This is a genomic window from Pseudomonas sp. DrBHI1 (genome assembly GCF_002205115.1).
Taxonomy (GTDB): Bacteria; Pseudomonadota; Gammaproteobacteria; order Pseudomonadales; family Pseudomonadaceae; genus Aquipseudomonas; species Aquipseudomonas mosselii.
On sequence record NZ_NIBE01000027.1, the window covers coordinates 11,675 to 30,026 of the forward strand.

Genomic DNA, 18,352 nt, shown 5'->3' on the forward strand with positions numbered 1-18,352 from the left:
CTTATGCGATAGGGGGTTTCCTTAGTCGGACTAAGGTTTTTCCGTTCGCACCCGCATTGCATCGTCCGTTTGTCACGCTTCTTTAATCTGGAGTCGCTCATGAGTACTGCATTGCCTTCGTTGGGTTTTGCCGGGATTGGCCTGATGGGCCTGCCGATGTGCCGTCGGTTGCTGGCCGCCGGGTATCCGTTGACCGTGTGGAACCGCAGTCCGGGCAAGTGCGCCGAGCTGGTCGCCGCCGGTGCGCAACTGGCCGCCAGCCCCGCCGAGCTGTGCCAGGCGACGGACATGGTGCTGCTGTGCCTGGCCGACACGGCGGTGGTGCGCGAGGTGGTGTTCGGCGAGCAGGGCATCGTCCATGGCGGGCGCAGTGGTCAGCTGCTGGTGGACTTCTCCAGCCTGGAGCCAACCGCCACCCGTGAAATGGCCGCCGAGCTGGCCGCCCTGTGCGGCATGGCCTGGCTCGATGCACCGGTGTCCGGCGGCACGCCGGGGGCCGAGGCGGGTACCCTGGCGATCATGGTCGGCGGCGAGGCCGATGATCTCGAGCGGGCGCGGCCGGTGCTGCTGACCCTGGGCCAGCGGGTCACGCACATGGGCGCGGTGGGCGCCGGCCAGGTGACCAAGGCGTGCAACCAGATGATCGTGGCCTGCAATGCGCTGGTGATCGCCGAGGTGGTGGCCCTGGCCGAGCAGTCAGGGGTCGATGCGCGGCTGATCGCCGAGGCGCTGGCCGGTGGATTCGCCGACTCCAGGCCGCTGCAGATCCTTGCCCCGCAGATGGCCGAGAGCCGCTTCGAGCCGGTCAAGTGGCACGTGCGCACCTTGCTCAAGGACCTCGATACCGCGGTGAAGTTTTCCCGCGAGCAGGGCTCGGCGACGCCGCTCAGTGGCCTCGCCGCGCAGCTGATGCGCCTGCACGGTAGCCAGGGTTATCTGCAAAAAGATCCGGCGACTCTGGTAACGCTGTATCGCAACAAGGACTGAGCTCGCCCGATTGGCGGTCGAGGCGTTCGAGGATCGGCCGTAGCTCGGCCAGCGGCACCGGCCGGCTGAGCAGGTAGCCCTGCAGGTAGTCGCAGCCATGGCTGGCGAGGAACTCATGCTGCTCGACGGTCTCGACGCCTTCGGTGACCACCTTCAGGTGCAGGGTGTGGGCCATGATGATGATTGCCTGGACGATTTCCCGGTCCTTCTGGCTGCCCGGCACGTCCTGGATGAACGAGCGGTCGATCTTCAGCACGTCCAGCGGCAGCCGTTTCAGGTAGGCCAATGACGAATAGCCGGTGCCGAAGTCGTCGATCGAAAGCGCCACGCCCTGGGCGCGGATGCGCTTGAGCAGGCTGATGGTGTGATGAATGTCGCCCATCAGCGCGTTTTCGGTGACCTCCAGTTCCAGCTGGCGCGGCGCCAGGCCGGCCTGGAACAGCGCCATCTCCACCTCGGTGGCCAGCTCCTCGCGGCCGAGGGTGAGCGCCGAGCAGTTCACCGTGACCTTCAGTTCGCCATAGCCGTGGCGATTGAGCTGGGCCAGGTCCTCGCAGGCCCGGCGCAGCACCCACAGGTCCAGTTCGGCGATCAGGCCGTTGGCCTCGGCGATGCAGATGAAACGCTCGGGGCTGAGCAGGCCGTGCTGCGGGTGCTGCCAGCGTACCAGGGCCTCGAGCTTGGCCACCTGGCCGCTGCGCAGGTCGTAGATCGGCTGGTAGTGCACGCATAGGCCGCGCTCCTCGAACAGCGCCACGCGCAGTTCCTCCTCCAGTTGCAGCTCCAAGGTGGCACGGGTCTTCAGGCCGTTGTTGAAGAAGTTCAGGCTGTTGCGCCCGCAGCCTTTGGACTGGTACAGCGCCAGGTCGGCGTTCTTCAGCAGTTCCTCGGTGCTCTGGCCGTCATCGGGGAAGATGCTGATGCCGATGCTGGTGGTCATGACCATGCGCCGGCCCGCCAGGTCGATCGGCTCCTTCATCCGCTGCATGATGCGCTGGGCCAGGTGGCGGGCCTCGTCGCGGCTGTTGAGGCTGGTGACGATGCAGAACTCATCGCCACCGAAGCGCGCCACCAGGTCCTGACCGCGGGTGGCGGCCTTGATATGGCCGGCGATCACCTTGAGCAGTTCGTCGCCGGCGGCATGCCCGAGGCTGTCGTTGATGCGCTTGAAATGGTCGATGTCGAGGAACATCACCGCCAGCATGCCCTCATGGGCGGCCTGTTCGGCCAGGCGCTCGGCGAACACCTGGTTGAAGCCGCGGCGGTTGACCAGGTTGGTCAGGGCATCGTAGTGGGCTGCCTGCTGCAGCGAAGCCCGGGCCTGGTCGAGCTGGCTGAGCAACACATTGACCCGGCGCAGGTCGTGCTCCTTGCTCTGCAGCTTCTTGTCGGCCAGCGCCGCGCTGATGCTGCCAGCGCTGATCAGCAGGGTGATGACAGCGATGGTCAGTGCCAACTGCAGACTGTTGTCGGCCGAGGGCAGGCGCAGGGCGGTTTCGCCGGGAATCACCAGGGTCATGGCCGCCATGCCGGTGAAATGAGTCAGCACGATGCCGCCGGCCATCAGCAGGCTGGCGCCGTACTTGAGCAACAGGTGCAAGGTGCCGCTGCCCTTGCGGAAGTAGCGGGCCATCAGCAGCGCCACCAGGCTGACGAGCACGGCGATGCCGATGGAGGCGAGCAGCAGGCCGGTCTGGTAGTACTGCTGGGCGCTGGTCTGCAGGGCGGCCATGCCGGTGTAGTGCATGATGCTGATGCCCAGGCCGATGAACAGCGCGGTCTGCAGATAGTGGCGCAGGCGCATTTCGCTGCGATTGAGGCTGTTCATCGCCAGCCAGGCGGCGAGCAGGGCCACCAGCAGCGACAAGCCTGTCAGCGGTGCGTCGAAGTGGATCTCCAGCGGTGCCTGGAACGCCAGCATGCTGATGAAGTGCATGGCCCAGATCCCGCCGGCCAGGCAGCAGGCGCCAAGCACTCGCCATTGCCGACGGGCGAAGCGGTCCTCGCATTGGCTCTGGCGTTCGCTCATGTCCAGGGTGGCGAAACAGGCGGCGCTGGCCACGACGAAGGCGAGCAGCACCAGGAAGGGGTTGTGTCGGCAGTCGAGGATGATCTGTCCGGTCGCCGGCAGCTCGGCGAACAATTGCAGTCCCAGCCACTCCATTGCAGGCCTCTTCGTCGAGTCTTCACTCGTCCCCAAATAGCACGGATGGAGACTGTTCCTGCAGGAGTATAGAAATGGGTGCTTAAGCCTTCCTGATTAATGGCACTTTGATTTCTACCATTTGGATATGAAGGCAATAGCTGGATGGTCTAAATGAATATCGACTGGCCGAAGCGATCGCGGGGCAAGCCCGCTCCCTCGAATCCCTGACGGGCTCGGGGGAGCGGGCTTGCCCCGCGATGACCTCTATTGAGATCAACCGGCGACAAGCACCCGGATCGCCTCAAGGCGCAGCGCCGCTTTGTCCAGCGCCGCCAGCCCTTCTTCACGCTGCTTGCGCAGGGCATCGATCTCGCTGTCACGCACGCTCGGGTTCACGGCCTTCAGCGCGGTCAGGCGCGCCAGTTCCTCGTCGGCCTCGGCGGTGAGCCGCTGCCGGGCCTGGGCCACGCGTTCGTTGTGGGTCGGCAGGACCTTGGCCTCGCCGGCGGCGATGCGCTTGGCCAGCACGTCGCGCTGGGCCTGGACGAACTTGTTGGCGCTGGCCTTGGGCACGCTTTCGAGCTGGTCGTTAAGGGTTTCGAACGCCACCCGCGGGCCCAGGTCGTTGCCGTTGGTATCCAGCAGGCAGCGCAGCGCCGCCGGCGGCAGGTAACGGCCCAGCTGCAGGCTGCGGGGGGCGACCACTTCACTGACGTAGAGCAGTTCGAGCAGCACGGTGCCGGGCTTGAGCGCCTTGTTCTTGATCAGCGCAACCGCGGTGTTGCCCATCGAACCGGACAGCACCAGGTCCATGCCACCTTGGACCATCGGGTGTTCCCAGGTGAGGAACTGCATGTCCTCGCGCGACAGCGCCTGGCCACGGTCGTAGGTGATGGTCACGCCTTCGTCGTCGCCCAGCGGGAAGCTGGCATCGAGCATCTTCTCGCTCGGCTTGAGGATCAGGGCGTTTTCCGAATGGTCCTCGCTGTCGATGCCGAAGGCGTCGAACAGGGTTTCCATATAGATCGGCAGGGCGAACTGGTCGTCCTGTTCGAGAATGGCCTCGACCAGCGCCTGGCCTTCGCCGGCACCGCCGGAGTTGAGCTCCAGCAGGCGGTCGCGGCCGGTATGCAGCTCGGCTTCCAGGCGCTCGCGCTCGGCGCGGGCCTCGGCCACCAGATTGCTCCAGCTCTTCTCGTCACTGTCGGCCAGCAGTGGCAGCAGGCGCGGGCCGAACTGATGCTGCAGGGCGTTGCCGGTCGGGCAGGTGTTGAGAAAGGCGTTGAGGCCTTCGTGGTACCACTGGAACAGGCGCTCCTGCGGGCTGTCCTGCAGGTACGGGATGTGCAGCTGGATCGTGTGTTTCTGGCCGATCCGGTCGAGACGGCCGATGCGCTGCTCGAGCAGGTCGGGGTGCGCCGGCAGGTCGAACATCACCAGGTGGTGGGCGAACTGGAAGTTGCGGCCCTCACTGCCGATCTCGGAGCAGATCAGCACTTGGGCGCCGAATTCCTCATCGGCGAAATAGGCGGCGGCACGGTCGCGCTCGAGGATGCTCATGCCTTCATGGAACACCGTGGCCGGGATGCCGGAACGCACGCGCAGGGCGTCTTCCAGGTCCATGGCGGTCTCGGCGTGGGCGCAGATCACCAGGACCTTGGTGCGCTTGAGCATCTTCAGGGTGTCGATCAGCCAGTCGACCCGTGGATCGAAACGCCACCAGCGCTCGTCGTCGCCGGTCTCGCCCTGGGCCTGGAAGGCCACTTCCGGGTACAACTCGGCGCGCTCGCCCGAGGGCAGCTCGGCATAGGCGTCGGGGTTGGCCAGCGGGTAGGGGTGCAGCTGGCGCTCGGGGAAGCCCTGGATTGCCGCGCGGGTGTTGCGAAACAGCACGCGGCCGGTACCGTGGCGGTCGAGCAGCTCGCGGATCAGACGGGCGCTGGCCTGGCTGTCGCCATCGCTGACCGCGGCCAGCAGGGCTTCGCCTTCGGCACCGAGGAAGCCTTGGATAGTAGCGTGGGCCTTGGCCGACAGACGGCCTTCGTCGAGCAGTTCCTGCACCGCTTCAGCGACCGGGCGATAGTTTTCGCTCTCGGCACGGAATGCGGCAAGGTCGTGGAAACGGTTGGGGTCGAGCAGGCGCAGGCGGGCGAAGTGGCTGTCCTGGCCGAGCTGTTCCGGGGTGGCGGTGAGCAGCAGCACGCCCGGGATGACCTGGGCCAGTTGCTCGACCAGCGCATACTCGGCGCTGGCCTGTTCCTCGTGCCAGACCAGGTGGTGTGCTTCGTCGACCACCATCAGGTCCCAGCCGGCGGCAAACAGCGCGTCCTGGGCCTTCTCGTCCTCGACCAGCCATTCCAGGGCGACCAGCGCCAACTGGGCATCCTCGAACGGGTTGCTGGCGTCGCTTTCGATGAAGCGCTCGGCGTCGAACAGTGCCACTTGCAGGTTGAAGCGTCGGCGCATTTCCACCAGCCACTGGTGCTGGAGGTTCTCGGGTACCAGGATCAGCACGCGATTGGCCCGCCCGGACAGCAACTGGCGGTGGATTACCAGGCCAGCCTCGATGGTCTTGCCCAGGCCCACTTCGTCGGCCAGCAATACCCGGGGAGCGATGCGGTCGGCCACTTCACGGGCGATGTGCAACTGGTGGGCGATGGGCTGGGCGCGCACACCGCCCAGGCCCCACAAGGAGGAGAGCATCTGCTTGCTGGTGTGCTGCAGGGTGTTGTAGCGCAGCGAGAACCACGACAGCGGGTCGATCTGCCCGGCGAACAGGCGGTCGCTGGCAAGGCGGAACTGGATGAAGTTTGACAGCTGCGTCTCGGGCAGGGTGCGCGGCTGGTTCTGGCCATCGATGCCGTGGTAGACCATCAGGCCGTCGATGTCCTCGACTTCCTGCACGGTCAGCTTCCAGCCTTCGAAGTGGGTGATCAGGTCGCCGGGCGAGAAGCGCACGCGGGTCAGCGGCGCATTGCGTAGCGAGTACTGGCGGGTGTCGCCCGTGGCCGGGTAGAGCACGGTCAACAGACGGCCATCCTGCGCCAGGATGGTCCCAAGACCGAGCTCGGCTTCGCTGTCGCTGATCCAGCGTTGCCCCGGTTGATACTGCTGCGCCATACTGCCAAAACTCCCGCGATGAAAAAGCCGGCTATGTTAACGGATCGGCTTCGCCAGACCAATGAATGTGAAGAGTCTAGCGCTTTCATCGACGAATACCGTCCTGTCACGAGGGCCACGCGCCAACATGGTTGCCAAGCACCGCTGGTTGAACGTCACTCTGGGCCTGGGCAGCCTCGCGCTGCTGGCCGCCTGCGAACAGAAGAGCTTCGAAGTCCTGCCGCCGATTCCGGTCGAGCAACTCGAGGTGCTCGGTGTGCAGACACCGATCAAGAGTGTGCACTTCCACGACCGCGAGGGTGAAGGCCTGCTGGTGCTGAGCCGTGTCGATGGCCAGGCCACCGACCCCGACACCGAGGAGGAAGTCGACAAGGTGGTGCTCAAGGCCACCTTGTATGGCCGCGCCGCCGGCGGTGATGCTTTCAAGGCGCGCTGGCAGATCGAGCAGGAGACCACCTGCGCCGGACTGGACCTGGACGTCGACTTTTATACCGACGTCAGCGATGTCGGTGACCTGAACAAGGACGGCGTCGCCGAAGTCACCGTGGCCAGCCACGCCTTCTGCGGCGGCGGCATCGACCCCCACGACATCGCCATCGAGATGCGTGAGGGCCAAGCGATCTACACAATAACCGGCCAGTCGCTGATCAGCCCGCCCGGTGAAGACGCGTTCGGCGGCGAGCGCGAGGATAGCGCCTCGCTCAAGAGCGCCCCGCAGGTCGTGCGCGAGCACATGGACGCGGTCTGGCAGCAGGTCTACAAGCGGCCTTGGAGCGAGTCGAGCGCCGCGCCAGACGATGACCCGGACGACGAGGCTGAGTAATCCCGCGCTATAATCCAGCGCAGTGCGGCGCTGTGACACGCCGCACACCTTTGACCGCAGGCATTCAAGGCGGCGCACCACCAGCCGACAACCAGGCTACAGGAGACCCACCATGCTGCCGCCGATCATCCCGCTCAGTGCCGCCCCCGTGACCTCGCAACACGACCCGGTCAAGCCACCGCCGACCATTGCGCCGGTGGTACCCACGCAGCCGACCTCCAGCGATGGCACCATTGACCTGAAGAATCATCGTGATCCCCAAGAGCAGGCCCTGCTGCTGCGCGACGAGCAACGCCGTCAGCAAAAAAGGCGCAAGCAGGCTGAAGGCGATCGGTACGAGGCCGTGCCGGGCGAAGAGCTCAACGCCGACAACACCGTGCCGGTGGCGCCGATGGGCGAGCGCACGCGCCAGGGGTTGCTGGTGGATATCGAAGTCTGACTAGTCAGCACTGCCGCTTGCCTTCATCATAAAGGCCTCTGCTGTCCGTCGAGCCCGCCATGAGCCAAGACAACCTGATCGATTTCGGCGCCGAACGCGCCAAACGCATCCACGACCTCAACGACAAGCGCCTGAACGACATGCGCCAGGCCTTCGAACAGGCCATGCCGCTGGTCCAGGCCAAGAAGAAAAAGCCCAAGGGCAAACCCAAGAAGCGCTGAAACTTGATGCAGGTCAACCCTGCACCCGCCTCGCGCGCCCGGCTCCGGGCGCCATTGACTCCGGTCAATTTTCCCCCTCCCGGCATTGGTTACCTTGCACCCATCGGATGACGGCACATCAAGGGAGGGGCCGACATGTTCTTCGACAACGTGGTTATCGCCGGTGTGGTAACGGTCGGGTTGATGTTGGCGTTCTTCGCCGGTCTGGGCATTTTCATCTGGAAGGACTCGAAAAAGCGTAATCAGCGCTGATCCTTCCCGATCCATGAGCACGCAAGGCATTTAGGGCGACTTCGGTCGCCCATTTTTTTGCCTGGATTTTCATCGCGGGGCGGGGCTTGCCGACGTACGGGGCGCATTCATCTCAGGGTTGTTGAGCGGTCGCCGCCAGCACGATCTCGCGAATGCAAACCTGCTGCGGCTGCTGGTAGGCCCAGACGATCGCCCCGGCGACATCCTCGGCGCTCAGTACCACGCCGCCCATATCATTGGCCTTCCACGCTTCGTAGTCGCGCTTGATGCCCTCGTCGGTGGTGTGCCCGAGCAGCTCGGTCTCCACCGCGCCCGGGGCGATGGTCACCACCCGCACATTATGCGGCGCCAACTCTTCGCGCAGGTTCTCCGACAGCCCGTGCACGGCGAACTTGCTGCCCACATAGGCCACATGGTTGGGGAAGGTCTTGCGCCCGGCCACGGAACTGACGTTGATCAGCGTGCCGTGGCGCCGCTCGATCATCCCGCCGACCAGCGCCTGCACGCCGTTGAGCAATCCCTTGACGTTGATGTCGAACATGCGCTCCCACTGCTCCGGATCCTGCTCGTGCACCTGCCCCAGCAGCATCACCCCGGCGTTGTTCACCAGGGCATCGGCCGGGCCGTACAGCGCTTCGGCCTCGGCCACGGCAGCCACCAGCGCCGCCCGGTCGCGGATATCCACGGCGCGGCACAGGCAATCGGGAAGCGCCAGCGCCTCGAGGCGTTCCAGGCGTCGGGCGATCAGCAGCAGTGGATGACCCGCAGCGGAGAATCGCTGGGCGGTGGCGGCGCCGATACCGGAGCTGGCGCCAGTGACAATGATCAAGGGTTTGTTCATGGTTGCCTCCCAGGCATAATCGCTTTCGATGGCCAGGATTCTAGATTGCGTCTGCGGCCATGAAAAACGGCTTATTTCTCTGGCTGGCATCGGTTCTATCTATGGATATTCGTCACCTCAAGGCATTTATCGCCGTCTTCGAAGCGCGCAACATCACGGTAGCCGCCCAGCGTTTGTGCGTGGCCCAGCCGACTTTGTCGGTGACCATTCGCCAGCTGGAAGAGGAGCTGGGCGCCGAATTGTTCCTGCGCCAAGCCCGTGGGGTCGAAGTCAGCGAGCAGGCCCGCGAGCTCTATCCCCAGGCCTGCCGCATGGTGGCCGAGGCCGAGGCCCTGCGCCTGCGTTTTCGTCAGGGGCAGGAGCGGGTGCCGTTGGCGCTGGGCATCGAGGCCGACATCGCACCGGCCCAGGTCGAGGCCTGCGTGCGTCTGGCCAGCCAGGCGGTGGCGGGCTTGCAGTTGACCCTGCTGGAGGGCTGCGACGGTGATGCACGCCTGGCGGACGAGTCTCAGCGCTGTGAGGACGAACTGTTCCTGCCGCTGTGGGAGGAAGCGTTCGTGCGGGTGATGGCCACCGGCAGCCAGCCGGACGGACGCTGGATCACCTGCCCGCAGCACCCGTCGCACCAACGCTTGATGGGCTTGTATGACGGGGGGGAGCAGGTCGGCCAGGCCGGTTCGTTGCAACGGGTCCTGGCCATGGTCGCCGCCGGGCAGGGCGCGGCCTGGTTGCCGCAGTCGCTGGTCGAGCGTTGCCCGGGCGTCTACTGGCAGCCGGGCAGCGGCCTGACGCTGCGCCGTCGGGTCGGATTGTGCATGTCCCATGAGGCCTTGGCACTACCCGCCGTGGCAGCGCTGCATCAGGCCCTGAGCCGCGCTTGAACGACCAGGATTGTGGGAGCAACTGTCTTGCTCAATTTTTAGAATCTGGCGCGATCCCTGTGGGAGCGGCCTTGTGTCGCGAAAGGGCTGCGAAGCAGCCCCGACAATCTTGAAACATACCCAAGATCCTGGGGCCGCTTCGCGACACAAGGCCTACAGGGAACCGCGTAACAAGCCAGTCAATCTGCCACATGCCTAGAGAAACATCCCCCCTGACACCTCCAGCCGCTGCCCGGTGATCCAGCCATTGCCGTCCTCCAGCAACAGGGCGATGGCCGCACCGATGTCGTCGGGTAGGCCGACGCGTCCCAGTGCCGTGTTGCTGGCGATGTAGTCGTTAACCTGCTGGTTGTCGCGCACCACGCCACCGCCGAAGTCGGTCTCGATGGCGCCCGGCGCGAGAATGTTCACGCGAATACCGCGCGCCCCCAGCTCCTTGGCCTGGTAGCGGGTCAGCACTTCCATGGCGCCCTTCATGGCCGCATAGGCGGCGTAGCCGGGCAGGGCGAAGCGGGTCAGGCCTGTGGAGATGTTGACGATGCGCCCGCCGTCGGCCAGCAGCGGCAGCAGGCGCTGGGTGAGGAAGAACGGCCCCTTGAGCTGGATGTTCAGCAACTGGTCGAATTGCACTTCGCTGGTCTCGCTGAACGGCACGTTCAGGCCGATGCCGGCGTTGTTCACCAGGAAGTCCAACTGGAGGCGGCCAAACTGCTGTTCGAGGGTGTCGCCCAGGCGCTCGGCGAAGGCGGCAAAGCTGGCGCTGTCGCTGACATCCAGTTGCAGCATGGCGGCGCGCACGCCGGCCTGTTCGAGCGAGGCGGCCACGGCGTGGGCCTCGTCGGCCTTGCTGTGGTAGGTGCCGATGATGTCGATTCCGCGAGCGGCCAGGTGTTCGGCGGTGTTCTTGCCCAGGCCGCGGCTGGCGCCGGTGATCAGTGCGATCTTGCGAGTCATATCGGTTACCTCGTTGGGGTGGTGGTTGAATGACAGGTTATTGATCGGTTGATGGCTGTTAAATCCACGGATTCCGGAAATACTGTTCGTATTGAATGGACAATCGGAGCCCGTGATGAACAAGCTTGAGCTGTTGCGCACTTTTGTCAGGGTCAGCGAACTGAGCAGTTTCACCCTGGCCGGCGAAAGCCTGGGCCTGCCGCGTTCGACCGTCTCCGAGCAGGTGCGGGCGCTGGAACGGTTGCTCGGCACGCGCCTGTTCAACCGCACCACGCGGCGGGTGCAGACCACCCAGGACGGCGCCTTGCTCTACGAGCGCAGCAAGGACCTGCTGTCGGGCATGGACGAGATCGAAAGCCTGTTCAGCGCCGACGATGCCGAGCTGACCGGGCGCCTGCGCATCGACCTGCCGACCATGATGGCGCGGCGGCTGATTGTGCCGGCGCTGCCAGGGTTTCTCGAGCGTTTCCCGCGCCTGGAAGTGGAGCTTAGTTGCACCGACCGCCAGGTCGACCTGCTGCGCGAAGGCTTCGACTGCGTGATGCGCATCGGCGCGCTCAGCGAACTGGACGTGGTTGCCCGCCCGGTGGGGCGACTGAGCATGCGCAACTGTGCCAGCCCCGCCTACCTCGAGCGTCACGGCGTGCCACGGAACCTGCAGGATCTGGCCGGCCATCGGTTGGTCCACTACGTGCGCAACCTCGGTGCCCGCAGCGCCGGGTTCGAATACGTGCAGGAGGGCGAGCTGCGCTTTCAGGCCATGGCCGGCGTGGTCACGGTGAACAATGCCGAAGCCTATTCCGCCGCCTGCCTGGCAGGGCTCGGGCTGATCCAGGTACCGGCGGTGGGCGTCGATGAACACCTGCGCAATGGAGAACTGATATCGCTGCTCGAGCCCTGGCAGGCGCGGGCCATGCCGGTGTCGCTGCTGTATGCCCGGCAGCGCCATGTGCCGCGCCGAGTCCAGGCGTTCATGAACTGGCTGGCGGCGCTGCTGGCGTCGCAGGTCGACCCGGTGGCGGCGCCAACCGGCTGAAACGGGAAGGGTGAGAATGCGTGGCGAAGGTTCCCGCAGTTGCGTTAGGCTGGTACCTGCGCGTCGCCCGCCAGAGGTGACCGTTCCCTGCGTGCGTCACTTCCGAATTTTGCGAGGTTACGCCATGGCCATCACTTCCCAGGACATCTGCGACGCCGCCGACCAGCTCAAGGGCTTTGTCGGCTTCCACGGCAAGCGCGGCATGCATATCGTGCGGTTTTCCGAAGATTCGTTCGGCATGGACGTCGCCGACGACAGCATCACCCCCTGCAACGAGTTCGTCTGGCGCCCCGAGGCCGACACGCGCATGGCATTGTGCCGGGAGCGCCTGGCCTTGCTGCTGGAGCAGCATGTGGACGATCGGCTGAACATCGGCGAGCCGCTGCGCATCTACCTCAAGCGCACCGACCTGCCGGAGATCGTGGCTGAACGCAGCCTGCGCTGAAGGCATGCATCAAGAGGGAGTCAGGACACATCCTGCTGGCGCACCTCGCGGCCCGCCAGCAGCGCCTCGAAACCCGCCCGGTCCACCGGCTTGCTCAGGTAGTAGCCCTGGACCTCATGGCACTGCTCCCTGTCCAGCGCCTGCAACTGCTGCTCGGTCTCCACCCCCTCGGCGGTGACCGTCAGCCCCATGGCCTTGCCCAGGTTGATGATGGCCTGCACCACTGCCCGGTCGTTGCCGCTCTGGCTGCTGAGCCCGGCGATGAAGCGCTTGTCGATCTTGATGCTGTCGAAGGGGTAGGTGCGCAGGTAACCCAGCGACGAGTAACCGGTGCCGAAGTCGTCCATGTTCAGGCGCACGCCCAGCTCCTTGAGCGCGAGCATGGTGCCCAGGGCGCCCTCGATGTCGTTGAGCATCACGTTCTCGGTGATCTCCAGTTCCAGGCGCTGGGCCGGGAAGCCGGTGTCCAGCAGTACCTGGCGCACATCGGCGACCACATCGCTGCGGGAGAACTGCGCCGGCGACAGGTTGACCGAGACCAGCAGTTCGTCGGGCCAGTCGCGGGCATTGCGGCAGGCCTCGGCCAGCACCCAGCGACCAAGGGGCACGATCAGGTCGCTCTGCTCGGCCAGGGGAATGAAGGTGTCCGGCCCGAGCAGGCCCTCCTCGGGGTGCTGCCAGCGCAGCAGGGCCTCCACCGAGACGATGCGCAGGTCGTACAGGCGATAGCGTGGCTGATAGTGCAGGACGAACTCGTGCTGCTTGATCGCCCGGCGCAGGTCGTTTTCCAGTTGTCGGCGGTACTGGATCTGCTGGTTCATCTCTGGCGAGAAGTAACGCCAGGTATTCTTGCCGTCGGCTTTGGCCTGGTACAGCGCAATGTCGGCGTAGCGGATCAACTCACCGGCATCGTAGCCCTGGATTCGGGTCTGGGCGATGCCAATGCTGGCGCCGATATGCAACTGTTGTCCCTCGTAGATTATAGGTTGCTGCAGCAACTCGAGCAGGCGGGCGCAGAAACGATCGATCTCGCTGCGATTGTCCAGGCCATGCAGCACCAGGACGAACTCGTCGCCGCCCAGGCGAGCCACCAGGTCATTTTCGCGGGTGGTGTCGCGCAGGCGACCGGCCACCTCCTGCAACACCGCGTCGCCGGCCGGGTGGCCGAGGGAATCGTTGATCGGCTTGAAACTGTCCAGGTCGAGCAGCAGCAAGGTCAGCGGCGGTGAATCGCTGCCGCGCAACAGCGCATGCTCAAGGTGGCGTGACAGCTTGTTGCGGTTGGCAAGGCCAGTCAGGGCATCGTGCATCGACAGGTGCTGGATGCGGGCATGGGCGGCGACTTCGTCAGTGATATCGCTGGCGGTGCCGCGAAAGCCGGCGAGCTTGCCCTCGTAGACGATCGAGCGCGCCGAAACGCGGCAGTAGCGGTTCTGCCCGCTGGCGTCATCGTAGTTGCAGCGCAGGTTGGCCAGTTGCTGCGGGTTGTCGTCGGCCTGGCTGTCGAGCCACGGCAGCAGGGGCGTGGTGTCGCAGGCCAGCAGCTGGTTTAGCGGCTGGCCTATCCAGTCCTCTAGCCGGTAGCCGGTGACGCTGACGAAGCGCTGCGACAGGTAGGTCAGGCGGTGCTGGCGGTCGGTTTCCCAGATCCAGTCCGACGCGGCCTCGGCCACTGCGCGAAAGCGCTGCTCGCTGGCCTCCAGGGCGCGGTTGCTTTGCTGCAGGCGCAGCAGGCTGTCGTCGATGGCGCGGGAGCTGCGCAGGGCATGGCGGAACAGGTACAGGAGCACCAGGCCGAGCACCAGCAGCACCGCCAGCAGCGGCGGCAGGAAAGCGTGGAGCAACTGGCGACCCGGTAGCGGCGTGTTCCAGGCCAGGTAATAGCCGGTTTCCTCCAGGGCGATGTGCGGTTGTCCGGTCTGGGCGGCGCCATTTTTCTCCAGGCGCATGCCGGTCAGGCCCGCACCCTTGCCCAGCACGGCGAGCTTGGCCTCGGTCAGTTGGTCGATAAACACCATCACCGGCGCCTGGCGCACATCCGCCTCGGTCACCTCTTTGTCCGGGCGCACCGCCGCCGCGCTGAGCACCGCGGGCCAGCCGTTGAAGCGCACGAAGTGGGCCACCTGCTCGCGGGCCGGGGCCGCCTTGCGCGCCGCGTCGGTGATCGGCGCCAGGGGACTGTCGATATGGGCGCTGGCCGGTGAGTCGGTGGGTTTGCCCTTGAACAGGGCATAGGTGGTGCGGTCATCCTCGATCACGAACACGCCTTCGTAGCCGCTGGCGCTGTACAGCGACTCACCGACGTTCTTCTCGTCATACGCCCACTGCCAGTCGACCTTGCCTACCAGATGTTCGTAGGCAGCGTCCCAGACGGCGTAGCTGGAGAGGAACTGGCGCGACGCCACCAGCCGCTGCTCCAGTGCCTGGGTAGCCTGGAAGGTGCTCTGCTCCAGCGCCTGGCGGTCCAGCGTGGCGGCGATGTTGAACAGCGCCACCAGGGTGAACACGCAGGCGAGGCCGAACAGAGCGCAGAAGGCGCCTACCAGCCTGCGCACCTGCAGGCGCGAAGTGGGGCTGGAGGATGAAAGGTCGACGTTCCTGTCCATGTACGGGCGACTCCTTCAACTGCTGTCTGCGCCCGGGGCCTGGGCGAAGGTTCAGTCAGGATAGGCCAGCTTGAGCAGGGCGGCCTCGCCGCGGGCGAAATTGACCTGGTCGCGCCCCTGGTGCTTGGCGGCGTACAGCGCCTTGTCGGCCTGTTCCAGCCAATGTTCGGGCGAGGCGAGGGTGGTGCGAAAGTCCGCCAGGCCGATGCTCAGGCTGATGCGCAGGCCCGGCAGTTGCGGGTTGCGGTAGGCGCCGACGCGCTCGCGCAGGCGCTCCATGGCCTGGCACGCCTGGGCTTCGTGGGCGCCAGGGAGGATCACGCAGAACTCGTCACCGCCGTAGCGCCCGGCCAGGTCGTCCTCGCGCAGGTTGCGCCGCAGTTCCTGGCTGAGCTGGCGCAGCACGCAGTCGCCGACCACATGGCCGTAGGTGTCGTTGATGGTCTTGAAGTGGTCGATGTCGATCAGGGCGACTACCGCCGGCAGCTGCTGTTGCTGGCAGATCTGGAACTTGAGCAGCAGCAGGTCCTTCCACGAGCCATGGTTGAGCAGGCCGGTAAGGCTGTCGGTGCGGCTCAGGGCGCTTAGGCGGCGCTTGTGCTCGGCCAGCTTGATCGCCAACTGGTAGCACACCCAACCCAGGGCCAAGGGGTAGAGGGTGAGCATCGGCAGGCAGGCAAGCACCTGCAGTTGCGTGGCCTGGGGCTGCAGGCCGGTACCGAGCAGGGCGCTGGCCAGCAGCATGCCGCCCAGTTGAGCCAGCAGACCGCGCAGCAGCACCCGTTTGCCGCCGGCGGCGACGTTGTTCATGGTCATCATCGACAGGATGGTCACCGTGGGCAGCGGGTTGAAATGCATCGCCGCGGTCCAGAACCCGCTCATAAGGGAGTCCAGCAGGATGTTGCGCTGTTCGGCCTGGTAAGGCGTGGCCGAGCGCAGGGCCCATTGGTAGGCCACATGAGGCCAGAGCAGGCCATTGAACAGCAGCAGGGCCCAGGCCCACTGCGGCGGGTTCAGCGGGGCGATGGCGGCCATTACGCTGAACAGGCCGATCCCCAGGCCGATGATGCGCGGCAGGTAGATGCGCCTGACGAAAGAGAGCCCCTTGCCGCTGCGGTTATCGATCATGGTTGTCGTTCTTCTGTGGGGCGCCGTTTATCGCATAAGTCGTGTGAATATTGTTGAACAATCGTTCATCGGCGAAAAATGACCTTACAAGCCATTTCACGGTTGATCCGACCCTGTGGAGTACTATGAAGGCCTTCTTCTTTTGTGGAGTGCTGCTGCTCATGGTCCCCATGGCTACCCCCGCCGGCGAGCCGGCACCGCACCGGGACGGACGCTTTCACAACCAGGTCGAGCTGCCCAGGGATGGCGTGCTCAAGAAGCTGCGCATCGGCGTCAAGTACCTGCTGCTGCGCAAGCCGCCGCAAACCCGGCCAGATGCTGCGCTGAGCCTGCAGACGATGACCCGCCAGCAGGTGGCCGACGCGCCGGACCATAGCTTGTGGCGTCTTGGCCACTCCACGGTACTGCTCAAGCTGCGCGGGCGCTTCTTCATTACCGACCCGGTGTTCGCCGAGCGCGCCTCACCGGTGCAGTGGGCCGGGCCGCTGCGCTTCCATGCGCCGCCGTTGGCGCTCGACGATCTGCCGCCGCTGACTGCGGTGATCCTGTCCCATGATCATTTCGACCACCTCGACGAGCAGGCCATCCGCCGGTTGGCGCCGCGCACCGAGCACTTTCTCGCACCGCTGGGAGTAGGCGACCTGCTCATCGAGTGGGGCGTGCCGCCGGCCAAGGTGCGGCAACTGGACTGGTGGCAGGAAACCGAAGTCGAAGGCGTGCGCTTCGCCGCCACGCCGGCGCAGCACTTTTCCGGACGTGGGTTGTTCGACAGCAACCACAGACTGTGGGCGTCCTGGGTGATGATCGACGAAGGGCTGCGGCTGTTCTTCAGCGGTGATACTGGTTACTTCGCCGGCTTTCGCGAGATCGGCGAGCGCTACGGGCCCTTCGACGTGACCTTGATGGAGACCGGCGCCTACAACGTCGCCTGGCCCAGTGTGCATATGCAGCCGGAGCAGACCCTGCAGGCGCACCTGGACCTGAAGGGCCGTTGGCTGCTGCCTATTCACAACGGCACCTTCGACCTGTCGATCCACAGCTGGCAGGAGCCCTTCGAGCGTATCCTGACACTGGCCAATGCCGCCCAGGTAGAGCTGAGCACGCCACAGATGGGCGAACGGGTCAGCCTAGACTCGCCGCATCCGGGGCAGAACTGGTGGCGGCCGCGGCCATTGCCGCAGCGGGGCAGGGCGTCCGAGCGGGCGGTTGCCGCGCGCTAGTTCCTGGCCTGTTTGTCGTGCTTCAACAGTTTCGAGGGCGGCTTGCCGCTGTCGCTGCGCACTTGGGCATGGCTGATCAAGGCGAAGATGAAACTGCCGCCAATGATGTTGCCGGCCAGGGTGGGCAGGGCGAAGTCGAGCCAGAAGGCGCTCCAGCTCTGCTCGCCGGCCCAGACCAGGTAAGAGACCTCGACCGAGCCCACTACTATATGCGTGAAGTCGCCCAGGGCCATCAGGTAGGTGATCATCAGGATGATCCAGATCTTGGCGTGCTCCATGGACGGGATCATCCAGACCATGGTGGCGATCATCCAGCCTGAGACGATGCCCTTGGCGAACATCTGGCCGATGCCGTTCTCCATCACCTTGCGGCCCACATCCAGGAAGGCGACATCGGTCTTGCTGTCGAATATCGGCAGTTCGAGCATCACCCAGGCTACCAGCAGCGTGCCGGCCAGGTTGCCGAGCAGGACGACGGTCCACAGGCGCAGCAGGCGGCCCAGGTTGGTGAGGGTGGGGGTGGTCATCAGTGGCAGCACGGCGGTCAGGGTGTTTTCGGTGAACAGTTGCTGGCGGGCGAGGATCACCGCCAGGAAGCCTGCGCTGTAGCCCAGGCTGGCGATTACCTGGGCGCTGTCGCCTTCGGGCAGGCGGGCGTAGAACAGTCCCATGGCCATCAACGACAGGCCCATGGTCAGGCCAGCCGCCAGCGCTGACCACCACAAGGCGGCGAGCGTGCGTTCCAGTTCGTGGTCACCCTGGGCGCGGATGATCTCGTGCAGCACCGCCGCCCGGGGCGGTTGGTTGTGGCTGACTTCCTGCTCTTCGTCCGGCGACAGCCCCGGGGTCTTCTCGTTCTGTGCATCGCTCATGGCAGCCGCTCCGCTTGCGTGTTTCTCTACAGAGCGGCAACCGCATCGAATAGTTGCCGAGCGGCCGCCGGATGGCGATCGAAAGTTTTTTCAGATCAAGGTGTTGACTCTGAAATCAAACCGCGTATTATTCGCCTCCTCGCAGCGTTGAACGCTACGAGGCAAGCGGTAAGTTGTTGAGGTTGAAGGTGTTTTGCAAAAAGCAGTTTCAAAAAAACTTCAAAACAACGCTTGACACGAAATGAGGAAAGCGTAGAATGCGCGCCTCGGTTGAGACGAAAAGCTCTTAATCAAACGCTCTTTAACAAATTGAATCAAGCAATTCGTGTGGGTGCTTGTGAGTACGGACTGATAGTCGCCAAGATTATCAGCATCACAAGT

16 protein-coding genes are annotated in these 18,352 nt (G+C 65.0%); 9 read left to right on the forward strand and 7 right to left on the reverse strand.

Annotation, left to right across the window (positions count from 1 at the left end):
- Window positions 1–99 precede the first annotated feature (99 nt).
- Window positions 100–987 (forward strand): NAD(P)-dependent oxidoreductase, encoded by an 888-nt coding sequence (locus CC207_RS04515; protein ID WP_028692115.1) that lies wholly within the window; start codon window positions 100–102, stop codon window positions 985–987.
- Here CC207_RS04515 and CC207_RS04520 read toward each other — a convergent pair.
- Together CC207_RS04520 and rapA are read right to left on the reverse strand one after the other, a co-directional pair.
- Window positions 887–3,151, reverse strand: a complete 2,265-nt coding sequence (locus tag CC207_RS04520) for a bifunctional diguanylate cyclase/phosphodiesterase (RefSeq protein WP_028692114.1) — start codon at window positions 3,149–3,151, stop codon at window positions 887–889. The two genes, CC207_RS04515 and CC207_RS04520, sit on opposite strands and share 101 nt — an antisense overlap.
- A 255-nt stretch (window positions 3,152–3,406) precedes the next feature.
- On the reverse strand, window positions 3,407–6,253 hold the full coding sequence (rapA, locus tag CC207_RS04525) for an RNA polymerase-associated protein RapA (protein ID WP_088851654.1): 2,847 nt from the start codon (window positions 6,251–6,253) through the stop codon (window positions 3,407–3,409).
- A 127-nt stretch (window positions 6,254–6,380) separates the two neighbouring features.
- Between rapA and CC207_RS04530 the strand changes: the two genes are divergently transcribed.
- From CC207_RS04530 to ccoM, 4 genes are all read left to right on the forward strand, one after another.
- Complete coding sequence (locus CC207_RS04530; RefSeq protein WP_028692112.1) at window positions 6,381–7,076, forward strand: M949_RS01915 family surface polysaccharide biosynthesis protein; 696 nt, start codon at window positions 6,381–6,383, stop codon at window positions 7,074–7,076.
- A gap of 112 nt (window positions 7,077–7,188) precedes the next feature.
- Window positions 7,189–7,515: a hypothetical protein gene (locus CC207_RS04535; RefSeq protein ID WP_028692111.1), complete on the forward strand. Its 327-nt coding sequence runs from the start codon at window positions 7,189–7,191 to the stop codon at window positions 7,513–7,515.
- A 59-nt stretch (window positions 7,516–7,574) separates the two neighbouring features.
- Window positions 7,575–7,736, forward strand: coding sequence for a hypothetical protein (locus tag CC207_RS27100; RefSeq protein WP_088851655.1), 162 nt, complete (start codon window positions 7,575–7,577; stop codon window positions 7,734–7,736).
- A gap of 135 nt (window positions 7,737–7,871) precedes the next feature.
- A complete protein-coding gene (ccoM, locus tag CC207_RS28175) occupies window positions 7,872–7,988 on the forward strand; it encodes a cytochrome c oxidase subunit CcoM (RefSeq protein WP_023629476.1) in 117 nt (38 codons plus the stop codon).
- Window positions 7,989–8,100: 112 nt separating this feature from the next.
- Here ccoM and CC207_RS04545 read toward each other — a convergent pair whose 3' ends face one another.
- Window positions 8,101–8,829 carry an SDR family oxidoreductase gene (locus tag CC207_RS04545; RefSeq protein ID WP_028692110.1) on the reverse strand — a complete coding sequence of 243 codons (729 nt, stop codon included), beginning with the start codon at window positions 8,827–8,829 and terminating at the stop codon, window positions 8,101–8,103.
- A 101-nt stretch (window positions 8,830–8,930) separates the two neighbouring features.
- Between CC207_RS04545 and CC207_RS04550 the strand changes: the two genes are divergently transcribed.
- Window positions 8,931–9,710 carry a LysR family transcriptional regulator gene (locus CC207_RS04550; RefSeq protein WP_028692109.1) on the forward strand — a complete coding sequence of 260 codons (780 nt, stop codon included), beginning with the start codon at window positions 8,931–8,933 and terminating at the stop codon, window positions 9,708–9,710.
- A gap of 195 nt (window positions 9,711–9,905) precedes the next feature.
- Here CC207_RS04550 and CC207_RS04555 read toward each other — a convergent pair whose 3' ends face one another.
- Window positions 9,906–10,664, reverse strand: coding sequence for an SDR family NAD(P)-dependent oxidoreductase (locus tag CC207_RS04555; RefSeq protein ID WP_088851656.1), 759 nt, complete (start codon window positions 10,662–10,664; stop codon window positions 9,906–9,908).
- A 115-nt stretch (window positions 10,665–10,779) separates the two neighbouring features.
- Between CC207_RS04555 and CC207_RS04560 the strand changes: the two genes are divergently transcribed.
- Together CC207_RS04560 and CC207_RS04565 are read left to right on the forward strand one after the other, a co-directional pair.
- A complete protein-coding gene (locus tag CC207_RS04560) occupies window positions 10,780–11,700 on the forward strand; it encodes a LysR family transcriptional regulator (protein WP_028692107.1) in 921 nt (306 codons plus the stop codon).
- Window positions 11,701–11,824: 124 nt separating this feature from the next.
- Window positions 11,825–12,145, forward strand: a complete 321-nt coding sequence (locus CC207_RS04565; protein WP_028692106.1) for a DUF2025 family protein — start codon at window positions 11,825–11,827, stop codon at window positions 12,143–12,145.
- Window positions 12,146–12,165: 20 nt separating this feature from the next.
- Here CC207_RS04565 and CC207_RS04570 read toward each other — a convergent pair whose 3' ends face one another.
- Window positions 12,166–14,751, reverse strand: a complete 2,586-nt coding sequence (locus CC207_RS04570; protein ID WP_028692105.1) for an EAL domain-containing protein — start codon at window positions 14,749–14,751, stop codon at window positions 12,166–12,168.
- A gap of 51 nt (window positions 14,752–14,802) precedes the next feature.
- Window positions 14,803–15,879, reverse strand: coding sequence for a diguanylate cyclase (locus CC207_RS04575; protein WP_088851657.1), 1,077 nt, complete (start codon window positions 15,877–15,879; stop codon window positions 14,803–14,805).
- 125 nt (window positions 15,880–16,004) lie between these two features.
- On the opposite strand from CC207_RS04575, the gene CC207_RS04580 reads away from it, so the two are divergent.
- The gene (locus CC207_RS04580) at window positions 16,005–17,099 is read left to right on the forward strand and encodes an MBL fold metallo-hydrolase (RefSeq protein WP_088851658.1); all 1,095 of its coding nucleotides are present in this window, start codon (window positions 16,005–16,007) and stop codon (window positions 17,097–17,099) included.
- On the opposite strand, the gene CC207_RS04585 is transcribed toward CC207_RS04580, so the two are convergent.
- The gene (locus CC207_RS04585) at window positions 17,096–17,971 is read right to left on the reverse strand and encodes a formate/nitrite transporter family protein (RefSeq protein ID WP_062363818.1); all 876 of its coding nucleotides are present in this window, start codon (window positions 17,969–17,971) and stop codon (window positions 17,096–17,098) included. The genes CC207_RS04580 and CC207_RS04585 overlap by 4 nt on opposite strands.
- Between the last annotated feature and the right edge of the window lie 381 nt (window positions 17,972–18,352).